The sequence below is a fragment of the Chryseotalea sp. genome (genome assembly GCF_057350905.1).
The window spans coordinates 254,406-267,310 of sequence record NZ_JBMRCF010000008.1 but is presented as its reverse complement, the minus strand read 5'-3'; the positions used below and the strand labels follow the sequence as shown (position 1 = coordinate 267,310).

13 protein-coding genes are annotated in these 12,905 nt (G+C 38.1%); 9 read left to right on the top strand and 4 right to left on the bottom strand.

Annotated elements, in window-relative coordinates; translation table 11 throughout:
- Positions 1-39 precede the first annotated feature (39 nt).
- Positions 40-963: an FkbM family methyltransferase gene (locus ACO1XM_RS09565; protein ID WP_486228272.1), complete on the top strand. Its 924-nt coding sequence runs from the start codon at positions 40-42 to the stop codon at positions 961-963.
- A 71-nt stretch (positions 964-1,034) separates the two neighbouring features.
- Here the strand turns inward: ACO1XM_RS09565 and ACO1XM_RS09560 are convergent, their stop codons facing one another.
- Genes ACO1XM_RS09560 through ACO1XM_RS09550 form a run of 3 tightly spaced genes read right to left on the bottom strand, consistent with a single transcriptional unit; the run spans position 1,035 to position 3,374 of the window.
- Positions 1,035-2,429, bottom strand: coding sequence for a sulfatase-like hydrolase/transferase (locus tag ACO1XM_RS09560; RefSeq protein WP_486228270.1), 1,395 nt, complete (start codon positions 2,427-2,429; stop codon positions 1,035-1,037).
- Positions 2,413-2,859, bottom strand: coding sequence for a phosphatidylglycerophosphatase A (locus ACO1XM_RS09555; RefSeq protein WP_486228268.1), 447 nt, complete (start codon positions 2,857-2,859; stop codon positions 2,413-2,415). The genes ACO1XM_RS09560 and ACO1XM_RS09555 overlap by 17 nt, the downstream gene beginning before the upstream one ends.
- Positions 2,856-3,374, bottom strand: a complete 519-nt coding sequence (locus tag ACO1XM_RS09550) for a CDP-alcohol phosphatidyltransferase family protein (RefSeq protein WP_486228266.1) — start codon at positions 3,372-3,374, stop codon at positions 2,856-2,858. The genes ACO1XM_RS09555 and ACO1XM_RS09550 overlap by 4 nt, the downstream gene beginning before the upstream one ends.
- A gap of 554 nt (positions 3,375-3,928) precedes the next feature.
- Here ACO1XM_RS09550 and ACO1XM_RS09545 point away from each other — a divergent pair.
- The 6 genes from ACO1XM_RS09545 to ACO1XM_RS09520 are packed head-to-tail and all read left to right on the top strand — an operon-like array spanning position 3,929 to position 9,321.
- Positions 3,929-4,768 (top strand): O-antigen ligase family protein, encoded by an 840-nt coding sequence (locus ACO1XM_RS09545; protein ID WP_486228264.1) that lies wholly within the window; start codon positions 3,929-3,931, stop codon positions 4,766-4,768.
- 47 nt (positions 4,769-4,815) lie between these two features.
- On the top strand, positions 4,816-5,874 hold the full coding sequence (locus ACO1XM_RS09540) for a glycosyltransferase family 4 protein (protein ID WP_486228262.1): 1,059 nt from the start codon (positions 4,816-4,818) through the stop codon (positions 5,872-5,874).
- 4 nt (positions 5,875-5,878) lie between these two features.
- Positions 5,879-6,919, top strand: coding sequence for a phenylalanine--tRNA ligase subunit alpha (gene pheS / locus ACO1XM_RS09535; RefSeq protein ID WP_486228260.1), 1,041 nt, complete (start codon positions 5,879-5,881; stop codon positions 6,917-6,919).
- Positions 6,920-6,928: 9 nt separating this feature from the next.
- Positions 6,929-8,050, top strand: a complete 1,122-nt coding sequence (locus ACO1XM_RS09530; protein WP_486228258.1) for a DegT/DnrJ/EryC1/StrS family aminotransferase — start codon at positions 6,929-6,931, stop codon at positions 8,048-8,050.
- Positions 8,037-8,891 carry a 3-hydroxyacyl-CoA dehydrogenase NAD-binding domain-containing protein gene (locus tag ACO1XM_RS09525; RefSeq protein ID WP_486228256.1) on the top strand — a complete coding sequence of 285 codons (855 nt, stop codon included), beginning with the start codon at positions 8,037-8,039 and terminating at the stop codon, positions 8,889-8,891. The genes ACO1XM_RS09530 and ACO1XM_RS09525 overlap by 14 nt, the downstream gene beginning before the upstream one ends.
- Positions 8,892-8,913: 22 nt before the next feature.
- Positions 8,914-9,321 carry a hypothetical protein gene (locus ACO1XM_RS09520; protein WP_486228254.1) on the top strand — a complete coding sequence of 136 codons (408 nt, stop codon included), beginning with the start codon at positions 8,914-8,916 and terminating at the stop codon, positions 9,319-9,321.
- Here the strand turns inward: ACO1XM_RS09520 and ACO1XM_RS09515 are convergent.
- Complete coding sequence (locus ACO1XM_RS09515; RefSeq protein WP_486228252.1) at positions 9,318-10,610, bottom strand: sensor histidine kinase; 1,293 nt, start codon at positions 10,608-10,610, stop codon at positions 9,318-9,320. The genes ACO1XM_RS09520 and ACO1XM_RS09515 overlap by 4 nt on opposite strands.
- Before the next feature lie 163 nt (positions 10,611-10,773).
- On the opposite strand from ACO1XM_RS09515, the gene ACO1XM_RS09510 reads away from it, so the two are divergent.
- Positions 10,774-11,646: a universal stress protein gene (locus ACO1XM_RS09510; RefSeq protein WP_486228250.1), complete on the top strand. Its 873-nt coding sequence runs from the start codon at positions 10,774-10,776 to the stop codon at positions 11,644-11,646.
- Complete coding sequence (locus ACO1XM_RS09505) at positions 11,639-12,880, top strand: cation:proton antiporter (protein WP_486228248.1); 1,242 nt, start codon at positions 11,639-11,641, stop codon at positions 12,878-12,880. The genes ACO1XM_RS09510 and ACO1XM_RS09505 overlap by 8 nt, the downstream gene beginning before the upstream one ends.
- The last annotated feature ends 25 nt before the right edge of the window (positions 12,881-12,905 follow it).

Here is a 12,905-nt window from a genome sequence, read left to right as displayed (position 1 = left end):
GAATTTTTATTAAGAGTAATTTAGTTTAATGTTTCGTATATGGCAATATTTAAAAATATCAGTCAAAAAATCACAAGATTTAAAAGTCATTTATTTCAAACTTTAAGACATTTTAGAGATGAAACAGAACTCTTAGCCCTAGGCCAAATGCTCTCCCAGCAGCAAAATCTCTTAAACCTAGAGAAATTAAGTGACTATGAATTCAAAATTTTCAGTCAGTGGGGTGATGATGGTATTATCCAATATTTAGTTAAGCACGTTGCAATTAAAAATAATGTTTTTATTGAATTTGGTGTTGAGGATTTCGCAGAATCAAATTCAAGGTTTTTAATGATGAATAATAACTGGAGCGGCTTTGTTATGGATGGTTCGGCAGATGCTATGAATAGACTGCGAAACCGTAGTTGGTTTTGGAAGTATGACCTTTCATACAAGACCGTTTTTATAGACAAGGAGAATATAAACTCATTGCTAAGTGAAACTGGTCTATCTGATATTGGGATATTGAGTGTTGATCTAGATGGAAATGATTATTTCATATTTGACGAAATTAACCTCTCAAGATTAAATCCTTCCATAATAATTATGGAATATAATGCAGTCTTCGGAAAAGATCGATTCATATCTGTACCTTACAGAAAAGATTTTATGCGCGGCAAGGCTCATTATTCTTATCTTTTTTTTGGGGCTTCTCTCCCAGCTTTAAACTACGCGGCTAACAAGAAGGGTTATACATTGGTGGGCTGCACATCTGCAGGAAATAATGCCTACTTTGTTAGGAATGATCTTTTGAATAATAAAGTAAAAGCTGTTGACGTACAAACAGCTTTTGTTGATAGTAAATTTAGAGAAGGACGTAATAAAGATTATTCATTGTCATTTATTTCTGGGAACAGAAGGCTGGATGTAATAAGGAATCTTGACGTAGTGAATGTGAAGACAAATATGATTGAGAAATTGTAATTTATTATGATCTAGTAATCATTAACTTAGCGTTTTAGTTTAGTAAGGCGACTACTTTTTTTTTGCATAGTTCAGTTTGAAAGAATGAAGTAAGGCACAAACTTATCTGAATAAAAGTCTCTATCAATTTTTTTTGAAAAAGGCGGCATGTGATCACCAATCACTAATACTTTTGACCAGGTTTCATTATTTGAGTTACGTATAAAGTGTTTAAGAAGCTGTAAAATCCTAGAAATTTGATTTGTTGCCTCCGGTGTTAAGTTTTTGTAAAATTCAATATTGATTGAATCTCTTTTAGCTTCCAGTCTTTCAAGATATGGTAAATGACTGTTTTCTGTAAGCAAGTATGCAAATTTTTTACCTTGCTTATGATTAGCAATTTCCTGCATGTATGAGAAAGAGTCCTCATCATTTAGAGAGATAAAAGGTGTTGCATAATTTAAGCCGTCTCGCTGAATTTTATTTAAAGTTAAGGCATCTTCAAGAAAAAATACTGAATCTAAGCCTATGTTTGGCCACCAAATCGATCGCTCAAACATTTTTTCGGAAAAAGAATGAACTGCCAGCGTGAAGTACCCAGCGCGTTTTTTGTTAGTAAAAATTGTTTCAATCTCTTTAGCTTTTTTTGGATTTAGTAGATATCTATAATCACCCTTTAAATTACAGAGCTCACGCAATTCTGCAGCTGTAGTACTGCCTGTAAATTTACTAGAACCAAAATTTATTCGCCACCCTTCGTGTAGCGCTTCATCAGATAATTCTTTTTGAATAATTTTCCACATTGACTGGTTTACAGGTAGGCCCCATGACTCTACTAAGATTAACAGTTGATTTCCAGATTGATCTTTACTAAAAGTTTCGAAAGTTATTGATTCTGTTATTAAGAGGGGGCGCTCAACGGTCCACATCAAATCAACAATCGTAGAAGAAAGTGTTTTCATGGCTGAGCCGCCAATATTAAGTTTTGTGAATTTGGTTTTGTCAACTCCATCATTAACACCCCATGTATTAAACTGATCTAAACTTACAGCAATCACTAAAATGGATAAGTATGTGATTATCGTTGTGCTTTTCTTAGTCTCACTGATAATTGCTAAGCGATTTATAAAGATCTTATTTAGGTAAATAAAAATAATTAATCCAAACAATGTAAGGTAATGGGGAAACGAAAAATTATATAGAAATGAAAACTCCAGATTGGCAATAAATTCTGGGACACTAAAAAGATACACCAATGATATTTGGTTCAGTACATCAGCCGTAAAAACACAGAGCCAAAACAGCCAAACAATATTCTTTGATATTCTGAACGATAATAATATTGGGATAAGCAAATAGTCATAAATAATTATTGGTCTCAGCACCACCATTCCACTTAGGTGTATTGCGATAAATATTATATTAATCAGATTTGCTTGTAAAAAGCTATAGATTAATAATTGATCGTATCTACATGATATTTTCATAAAATATTATCAATATAATAGTGTAAAGTGCTGCAATGATATCATCTCCTAAATTTCTAATTGTAGCTGAAATATTTGGGAGTTTCTCAACTTTCTTTATACCCAGCGGTTTTAGAATATCAAAGAATCTGAAAAGGATAAAGGCAACAATGAAATGTTGATGAATATTAACAAAACAATTAATGAGTAAAACAGCACAAGTCTCATCCAAAGTATATATCGAGGGATCTTCAAGTTTAAGCTTTTTAACAAAGTAAGGAAAGCAAAAGAAATGCGTAATTGTGGCTAAAACAAATGCCAATAGTTTAATTTCAATTTTGATATCAGACACAAAATATAATATGCTAAAAACCACCAAAGATGTGGATGTTCCAGGTGCTTTTCTTAAAAAATAAGCAGTATACAAAGATGTGCCAAGAAAGAATTTCATTCACTAATCTCCTTTTTGAGGTTGAGCGATAGTATTAAGGAGTAGTAGGTCATAATTATTAAAGAAACTTCAAATAGTATAACCGTACCATCAAAAACGTGATTGCTAAGAAGGTTGAAATTCATCTCAAGAATGACAACAATAATAAACACATATGCCACTGCAGTTTTGACTTTTCCTAGAAAGTTAGAATGTGACACCGATAGATTATAATGACGGAGTGCTAGAATAGCAACTTCTCGACCCAAAAAGAGCGTTGCAAATGTCAAATGGATTACACTTAGACTCCAAAGCCAATAAAGTAGACAAAACTGAAATATCTTATCTGCTATTTGATCAAGTTGAGCGCCAAATTTTGATGTAAGATTATAAGCTCTAGCTAAATACCCATCTAAAAAGTCTGAAACAGCGGCCCAAAGTGTAATGCCCAGCATCCAAATTGGCACATCAGTGATAAATACCGATAAAGCCAATAGAATTCTGGAAATTGTTATTGCATTGATTAGTATGTTCATTTACAAGCTTGTACTTTCAGTTTTATGAGTTTAATATTGTAATTGACTCAAATTCCCTGTTTCGATTGATCAAAGTTACGGTTATTGTTTTGAAGAATGTAACTTAATCTAGGCATATAGAATGACAAAATATTTAATTAAATAAACTTTCTTTCTATCTTTTGCTTGTAACTAACCTCCTTGTGAAGAATTTTAGTAGCGAATCGGTTTTATCAAATACATCTATAGCGCCATTGGCACTAATTATTTTCACAATTCCATGGCCTATTAAATTTCACAACTTGGCAATAATAGGGTATTTTTTCTATGCTGGATTTACTTACATGGTGCATAACCGCCCTTTTTTGAAACCAAGCCTTCAAATTTTACCAATATTAGTTCTTGCCCAGTTCACTTTACAAGTGCTAGGTAGCGTGCACGTTAGTAGCTTTGATGTGGCACTGCAAGACCTCGAGCGTTGTGTTTACCCTATAGTTTTACTGCTGGTTTTTCATCATGCTAAACAATCTAATATTTCATACAATGATCTGATCTTCCCATTCATAATAAGCTGTATGGCTTTAGTACTCTATGGATTCATCCATATTATTTTTACTGACGGCTTCAATACTCTTTTTGGGATTTTCAAAGGAACAATAGATTTCAAGCGACACATTTATATTCAGCCACTTTATTTGGCTATTTACATGATTTTTGCAATTTTTTTTAGCCTTGAATTTTTACGCTTGCACTGGATTACTTTAAGCAGAACGAAGCGCACAAGCCTTTTTGTCTTAATAGTACTGGGAACAGCATTAGTTTTTTTGATGCGTTCAAAAATAGCCTTGGTTCTACTCCCTGTTCTCTTAATATTTTATACCGTGATCGTATTGAAAAAGCGGGGATGGATAGTTGCATTCTCTTTTCTTCTAGTGGCAATGTTAACTTTCCTCTTAGATGAGAGTGAGTTCCCTTTCCAGCTTGAAGACTACGGCTCTACTGTTTCTAAGGCATTTGAGCAACGTTTATCTATCTGGGGTGGAACCGTAGAGGGCATAAAGGAGGCGCCAATATTAGGCGCGGGTACTGGGGAGGCACAGACGCTTATTAACAATGGTTTTAGTAAAATTGGTTTTGAAGAGGGCATAAAAAATGAGTTTAATGCACATAATCAATATCTCCAGTTTCTTGCCAGAAATGGTGTAGTAGAGCTATTGATTTTTTTAGTTCTCTTAACCTATTCGTTTTGGGTGTCTGCAAAATCCAGTAACTACACTTTCCTAATGTTTAATATTTTAGTAGCTTTTGTAATGTTGACAGAATCTTTATTAAGTGTTCAAAAGGGTATTGCTTTCTTTTACTTTTTACTTTTTGCTTTCATCTATCTGCCCGATAAAAAAACAGATCCGTGGTAATTTTTTTAGAAAGTTTGTTTTTATGTAGATTGCATTAAAATGCGCCTATGGCCAATCTTGTAGCATCAGCAGTAACAGCCTTTGTATTCTCTTTTTTGATTCTTCCAGTAGTAATCAAGTATTCACTGAGTAAAAATCTTGTCGATATTCCCGGTAGGAGGAAGATTCATAAAAAGATAACCCCCTCTCTTGGAGGCATTGCTATATTTCTGGGTTTCTTTTGTTCAACCTTTATCTGGAATGATCTTAATGAACTATCAACGATAAAGTATCTATTGGTCCCCCTTTTTATTGTATTCGTGATTGGGGTAAGGGATGATTTGGTGCCACTGAAGGCTACCGTCAAATTAATGGGCCAAATAATTGCTATTGCTATTCTTATATTATTTTTTGATATACGACTAACAGGTCTTTATGGTTTATTCACCATACACGAATTCCCGTTATGGGCGAGTTATTTATTAACCTTGGTGTCCATTGTTGTCATAACAAACGCTTTTAACCTGATAGATGGTTTGGATGGGCTGGCAGGAACGATATCTAGCATCGCTCTGATGTTTTTTGGAATCTGGTTCTACCTGGCGGGTGACCTTATCTTTTCTTTATTAGCTTTCTCGATGTTTGGCGCGCTACTGGCATTTTTAATTTTTAATTGGGAACCCTCTGAGATTTTTATGGGAGATACAGGCGCCTTGGTTATTGGGCTTACCCTATCAGTTTTCGTTATTCATTTCATTAACCTTAACCAAGCCACTCCTGTTGATGCCTATTACAAATTTAAAGCCTCAGTGGCCACTGGTGCTTGCATTATTATAATTCCACTTATCGATACAGCTCGTATTATTATACTCCGTCTTTCTAAAGGTCAATCACCTCTAAAACCGGATAAGAGTCACATTCATCACGCCATCATGCGTTTAGGTATGTCGCATAGTCAAACGACCATAATTTTGGCCATCGTCCATGTTTCATATATTGTATTAGCTATTTTGGCCATGAACTTTGGGGAGAATTGGGTGCTTTTAGGCTTGCTCATTTTTTCAATAATCTTAAGCGTCTTTTTGGATAGACTTATACTGAAGCGCAAGGCCATTAAAGACATTTAAATCAATGGAACAATTAATAACAGCGATAAAGGAAGAGGTTGAGAACTATCAAGTGGCTTCTGCCGAACAATTGGAAGCTTACAGGTTAGCTTTTATTAGTAAAAAGGGTAAGGTTTCCGAACTCTTCGAAACCCTTAAAACCCTCCCCAAAGAAGACAAGCAACGCTTTGGCAAGCCTTTAAACGAGCTTAAACAACTCGCAGAGGGTAAGTTTGCCGAATGGCAGGAAAATCTTCAATCAAGCGCTTCTAAAGCAACGCTGGATATTGACTTCACACTGCCACCTGTACCAGAAAAGTTGGGGAACCAGCATCCCCTTACCCTTACCCGCAACCGAATTATAGAAATTTTCGAACGTCTTGGTTTTTCTGTGGCCGATGGCCCTGAAATAGAGGACGACTGGCATAATTTCTCTGCCCTTAACTTCCCTGAAAACCACCCTGCGCGTGAAATGCAGGATACTTTTTTCGTGGAGAAGAAAGGACAAAACGGAGCTGACCAAGACTTGTTATTGCGCACACACACCAGCAACGTGCAGGTACGCCTGATGAAGGATCAAAAGCCTCCCATCCGTGCCATCATGCCCGGTCGTGTTTACCGCAATGAAGCTATTTCAGCCAGAGCACACTGCTTCTTCCATCAGGTAGAGGGTCTATATGTGGATAAAAACGTAGGTTTTGCAGACCTAAAACAAACACTCTATCATTTCGCGAAGGAGATGTATGGACAGGATACTAAGATCCGTTTCCGTCCATCATTCTTCCCTTTTACGGAACCCAGCGCTGAAATAGATATCTCCTGCCTTATCTGCAAAGGCAAAGGCTGTAACGTGTGTAAACACAGTGGCTGGGTAGAAATTGCCGGCTCTGGCATGGTACACCCTAATGTGTTAAAAAATTGTGGGGTAGACCCTGAAGAGTATACCGGTTTTGCTTTCGGTATGGGTATTGAGCGGATCACTATGTTGCGCTATCAGGTTAACGACCTTCGACTCTATTCTGAAAACGACCTCAGATTTTTACGCCAGTTCAGCACCGTAGTTTAACGGCCCGTTATGAAGGTGCCTTTTGTTGATCTCACCGCTCAGTATAAAAGCATACAACAGGAACTTGATGTCGTGGTGGCAGATGTTATGGCTTCGGGCTATTACATCAAACACAAGTATGTAGATAAGTTCGAAAAAGCTTTTGCTCAGCAACTTAACATGGCAAATTGTATCGGTGTAGGTAACGGTACAGATGCACTGTTACTCTCATTAAAGGCTTTAGGTATCAAATCCGGTGATGAAGTATTGACTCCAGCACTCAGCTGGATTTCTACAGCAGAGGTTATTTCTCAATTGGGTGCAAAACCTGTATTTGTTGATGTTGACCCTGACTATCTTACTATTGACCTGGTCAAAGCAAAGAAGGAATTAAATGCAAAAACTAGAGCGATCATCGCTGTTCACCTCTATGGTCAACCTTGTGACTTGCATGCACTCAGGGATTTTTGTGAAATACATCAGCTTTTTTTAATTGAAGATTGTGCACAGGCACATTTTTCAACTTTTGATGAATCCATAGCAGGATCTGTTGGAGACGTTGCCGCTTTTAGCTTTTATCCAACAAAAAACCTGGGAGCTATGGGTGATGCCGGTTGTGTGGTGAGCAATAACCAGGTATTGGCGGACAAGGTAAGAAGACTGGCCAACCATGGAGGTTTTACAAAAAACGAGCATCTTTTTGAAGGAATGAACAGCAGGTTGGATGAACTACAGGCAGCTATTCTTTCAGTTAAATTGAAGTACATTGATCAGTGGAACTCAGCAAGAATTGAACATGCTGAACAGTATTATGAGGAACTAGTTACCGTTAAAGAAATTCGGTTACCAAAGAAACTTCCAACAGCTAAACACACCTACCATCAATTTGTGATAAAGGCAAACTATCGTAATGCTTTGCAACAATACTTATCGAAGAAGGAAATAGTAACGGACATACACTATGCATTAGCCTTGCCTTTTGAGCCAGCATACAGCTATCTTCAACACAGTGATAAAGATTTTCCAATAGCCTGTCAGTTGCAAAACGAAATACTTTCCTTACCCATATATCCTGAATTGCAGCACGCGCAAATAAATTATGTGTGCGAATCGATTAAAGAATTTTATAGCCTTGAAAATGAAAAACATTAAAACAATTTTAGTAGCAGGTGCCGGCACTATGGGGCAGGGCATAGCTCAGGTTTGTGCGCAAGCTGGTTATTCTGTTTATCTCTTCGATGTGCAACCGGAATTCATACAGCGTGGCTTACTCAACATAGACAAAAGCCTCTCCGTACTTGTTGGCAAGAATAAACTAACACAGGAAGAATCAGTCGCCATTGCAGGCCGTATTAAAGGAACAGAAACAGTTGACGTACCCGCTGATTTAGTGGTTGAGGCCATTGTGGAAGATGCAGAAGCCAAGCGAAAACTATTTGCCGCCATAGAAAAGGTGGTGTCGCCTTCCGCAATTTTAACATCCAACACCTCATCAATTCCAATTACGCAACTGGCAGCTTCTTTGCGCCATCCTGAGCGTTTAGCGGGTCTTCACTTCTTCAATCCTGCTCCGGTGATGAAGCTGGTAGAAATTATCAGTGGTGCCGCAACAGATAGAACTGTAGTAGAAAAACTAGAGGAGTTTGTAAAGGGCATTGGTAAGGTGTCTGTTATTGCCAATGATGCGCCTGGCTTTATTGTAAACCGTGTAGCCAGGCACTTTTATGTTGAAGCTCTAAAACTTGTCGAAGAAGGTGTTGCCAGCCATCAGCAAATTGATGAATTATTGCGCGCCTCTGGTTTTAAAATGGGAGCATTCGAATTGATGGATTTAATTGGGATTGACATCAATTTTTCTGTCACTTCTTCGTTATACAACGGATTCCACCAGGAGCCCCGCTTCCGGCCAAGCCGTGTGCAACAACAAAAAGTATTGGCAGGGCATTTGGGTAAGAAAAGTGGTAAAGGATTTTATGATTATTCGAAGCCTTAAAGAATATCAGATTCTATTAATTGTGCTGTCATTATTTTCTTGCCAGACGCAATTGAGTGATGATCAAATCCCCTTGGTTCCCTTTGAACCAATCATTATTAATATCGCCTTACCTAGTTATTCTACCCTACAATCTGTTGGTGGTTATAAAGAGCTAAGTTCCGGTGGCACCCGGGGTATCATTTTGTACAGACTTAATGCTTCTACAATATTGGCGTTTGAAAGGAATTGCTCTTTTCGCCCACAAGATGCTTGCGCCACGGTTAACGTTCATCCTTCAGGGCTTTATATGAATGATGCCTGTTGTGGATCTACTTTTCGATTTGACAACGGTAACCCTAGTGGCGGCTCTGCCTGGAGGCCCTTAGCGCAATACAGCACTACCCTGATTGGCAATACACTCACCATTACTGATCAAGCAATCAACTAGTTTATTCTGGCAGGTAATCGAACAGTAAAGGTAGATCCTATACCCAATGATGATTCAAGGTGTATCGATCCGGAAAGTTTATCTAATGTTTCTTTCACTATGTACAAACCAAGTCCAGAACCTTGTGACTTCTCGTTGGCTCGATAAAACATATCGAAAACGCGCTGGTGATACTCAGGCGAAATACCCTGACCGTTATCTTCAACTTTTAAATAAAAGCCAAAATCTGTAATCAACACCTGTAAACGGATGAAGCATTGCGCTTTACTTTTATCATGGTAGCGGATGGCATTTGAAATCAAGTTGGATAATATAATTGTCAGTCTGCTTCTGTCTGATAAAACTTCTAAGTCTGCGGGTATCGCTGATTCGAAATGAATGTTTTGTGCTTCAGGGGCATAATGTAAGGTCTCCCATACCTCATTAACCAGATTTGATAAATTGATATTCTCTTTGCCTATATGAAGGCGGTTGTTTCTGGAGTAATCGGTAATGTCTTTAATAAATTTATCAAGGGAAGAAACGCGGTCGCGCATCATACCCAGGTAACGTGAGGCCTCTGCCTTATCATGCGTGTTATCTATAATATTGATCAAACCTAATAATGAAGTAAGCGGAGCACGAAGGTCGTGCGAAGTGCTGTAAACAAATCGGTCTAATTCGTTATTGGCCTTCATAAGCAGCTTATTATTTTGCACCAGCTGCATATCATTATAGTAGTTGAGATTAATAAGTAGATAAACCATCATAGCCCCTGTTGGCAAGCCAATAGAAAAGTTGATGATTACACTAAGCAACAATTCGTCCTGGCTATAATCTCTTTTAGGAAGAAATGAAAAATCAATAAAGTAAGCGAATACAAAAAGTGTATAAGTAAAAGCTGCAAAAAGTATTGACCATAAACGCATGTTATAATCGAACACAACAAAAGAGGCCATACTGGTTAAAAGAAAGAAAATGAAGGCACCAGAGTTAGGAGATTCGCTGGAAGCCAGTAAGTATACTACAATATTTATGGTAGGTAACAGAAAATAGTTGGCTGTGCAATGCTCTCCCTTACGATGATAGTGAATGGAGTAACCCAAAAAAAACAAGGGCACTATGTAAACGAATGCGACAAGTAAACTGACATGACGAAAGCTGATTTCGATGATCAGGTATAAAAGCAAAATAAGCATAGCCATTAACGCAAACTGGCCGGAAAGCATGGCTCTTTTATACTGCCCCCTGGATTCTATGTAATTACCCTCACCAATAATCAGGTTACGAATGGTCTTTTTGAAGTTCACGCGGCTCAATTTCACAATGCAAAGGTATTCAGCCACCGGTGCCGCCTTTCTCCATTTTCGCAGCTCCTAAAATGCATGCAAGGTTTTGTGTAAAAAGCGAATATTGATCCATGCAATCGTTGACTATTCGTTTAATTACAGGATTTTTACTTATTTGTGTTTGATGTCATTTACAAAAATCAGGAAGATTGGACTGGCACTTGCCTTTTCACCACGCATGGAGGCCATTATGGCTGAAGCCATGCGTTTGGTACATCTCTACAATAGCTTTTTGGTGTTAGTCCATGTAGGCGATAAAACCAATGAAGCCGAGGACAAAGTAGCTCAGCTACTTGTAAACTATAATTTGGACAAAGAACGAATTAAAATTCTGTGGAAGAAGGGAGATCCCGCAGAAAGTATTTTGAAAGCATGCCATGAGGAGGGCGTTGATTTGCTCATAGCGGGTGCTTTAAAAAAAGAAAACCTGATGCAGCATTACCTGGGTTCAGTGGCTCGCAAAATTCTAAGGAAGGCAAATTGCTCAGTGCTTATGCTTACAAATCCTGCATCGGCACCTAAACCATTCAAGCATATTGTTGTCAATGCAGAAGATAGTGCCTATGTACTTGAAGCCTTGAATATGGCTTGTAGCATTGCACAGCATGATGATGCTATGTGGGTGCATATTGTACGCGAAGTAAAATTGTATGGATTAAGTATGGCTTCGGTTGATGATTGCACAGAAGAAGAATACAACGAAGTACGCAATGGTTTACTCAAAGCTGAAATTGAAAATGTAGAACAACTGCTGCATAAAATTCCGCACCAGGGTGTAAGAACTAATATTAAATTACTTTCAGGCAAGTCAGGATTCGAGCTTTCGAAGTTTGCACAACGCAAACAGGCTGATTTATTGGTAGTGGGTGCCTCACCGCGTAAATTCTTTTTATTTGATCGTGTTTTTACGCACGACCTTGAATATATTTTTCAAGATTTACCTTGCAATTTACTAGTTGTAAATTCATCGAGCAGAAAGGAGGCAAGCAATGGTTAGATTAGCACATGCTGATGTTGTACAGCTGTTGGTACAACTTGGAGTAATGCTTATAGCTGGCAGATTGTTTGCAGAGATTGCGCGAAGGTTTGGTCAACCGGCCGTGATCGGTGAAATAGTAGCAGGTATATTGCTTGGTCCGACAATTTTGGGCATGCTTGAGCCTGCCTGGTTTGAATCCTTATTTCCGACACCTAGTGGTGCGGGTGTGGTGTTGTCAGGCATAGTCCAGATTTCTGTTGTTATGCTTTTGTTTATTGCCGGACTTGAGGTTGACCTTCATATTGTTTGGCAGCAAGGCAAACAAGCTATTGCGACAAGCTTTATGGGTTTAATTATCCCATTCGGAATAGGTTTTATTTTTCCATATTTCTTTCCTGAATTTTTTGGAATAGCTACTGCTCAAGATCGAATTGTTTTTGCGCTGTTTATGGGTACGGCCATGGCAATCTCTGCACTACCGGTCATTGTTCGTATTCTCATGGATCTTAATATGTTTAAGACTCGCATGGGTATGTTGGTTGTGGCCTCAGCAATGGTAGATGATGTAATCGGTTGGATGATTTTTTCTGTAATACTTGGCATGATTGGTAAAGAGAACAGCATGCCACTGATCAATACCATATTGCTAACTGCAGGATTTACAGCATTCATGCTTACAATCGGAAGAGGACTTTTAAATAGGTTTTTGCCTTGGGTAAATAAAAAACTGGCCTGGCCTGGAGGGGTGTTATCTCTCTCGCTGGCTTTATGTTTTTTAGCAGCGGCATTTACTGAATACATTGGAATACATGCCATATTCGGTGCGTTTATTATGGGTGTGGCACTGGGTGATTCTGTTCATTTTAGTGAGCGAGCTAAAGAAATTGTTCACCAGTTTATTAATAATATTTTCGCGCCATTATTTTTTGTGTCAATAGGTTTGAGGGTTAACTTCATTACAAATTTTGATTTGTTACTTACGGTAATAATCATATTCATTGCCTTTACCGGAAAAATCACTGGCGCAGGTTTAGGTACGCGTTTGGGAGGTTTTAGCTGGAAAGAATCTTTAGCAGCCGGATTCGGATTAAACGCCAGAGGCGCTATGGAAATTATATTGGGCCTGATTGCTTTGGAGAATGGTTTGATCAATGAGAAAGTCTTTGTCTCATTAGTGATTATGGCACTCGTCACCAGCATGACGAGCGGACCATTGATGAAGTGGAGTTTAAGCCGTAAATGGAAAGATTAGCCTATAAAGCAGCATTAAAATTTTT

Coding starts and splice junctions, on each gene's coding strand:
- ACO1XM_RS09565 (WP_486228272.1), top strand. CDS start 40: ATGGCAATATTTAAAAATATCAGTCAAAAAATCACAAGATTTAAAAGT.
- ACO1XM_RS09560 (WP_486228270.1), bottom strand. CDS start 2,429: ATGAAAATATCATGTAGATACGATCAATTATTAATCTATAGCTTTTTA.
- ACO1XM_RS09555 (WP_486228268.1), bottom strand. CDS start 2,859: ATGAAATTCTTTCTTGGCACATCTTTGTATACTGCTTATTTTTTAAGA.
- ACO1XM_RS09550 (WP_486228266.1), bottom strand. CDS start 3,374: ATGAACATACTAATCAATGCAATAACAATTTCCAGAATTCTATTGGCT.
- ACO1XM_RS09545 (WP_486228264.1), top strand. CDS start 3,929: ATGGCTTTAGTACTCTATGGATTCATCCATATTATTTTTACTGACGGC.
- ACO1XM_RS09540 (WP_486228262.1), top strand. CDS start 4,816: ATGGCCAATCTTGTAGCATCAGCAGTAACAGCCTTTGTATTCTCTTTT.
- pheS (WP_486228260.1), top strand. CDS start 5,879: ATGGAACAATTAATAACAGCGATAAAGGAAGAGGTTGAGAACTATCAA.
- ACO1XM_RS09530 (WP_486228258.1), top strand. CDS start 6,929: ATGAAGGTGCCTTTTGTTGATCTCACCGCTCAGTATAAAAGCATACAA.
- ACO1XM_RS09525 (WP_486228256.1), top strand. CDS start 8,037: ATGAAAAACATTAAAACAATTTTAGTAGCAGGTGCCGGCACTATGGGG.
- ACO1XM_RS09510 (WP_486228250.1), top strand. CDS start 10,774: ATGTCATTTACAAAAATCAGGAAGATTGGACTGGCACTTGCCTTTTCA.
- ACO1XM_RS09505 (WP_486228248.1), top strand. CDS start 11,639: ATGGTTAGATTAGCACATGCTGATGTTGTACAGCTGTTGGTACAACTT.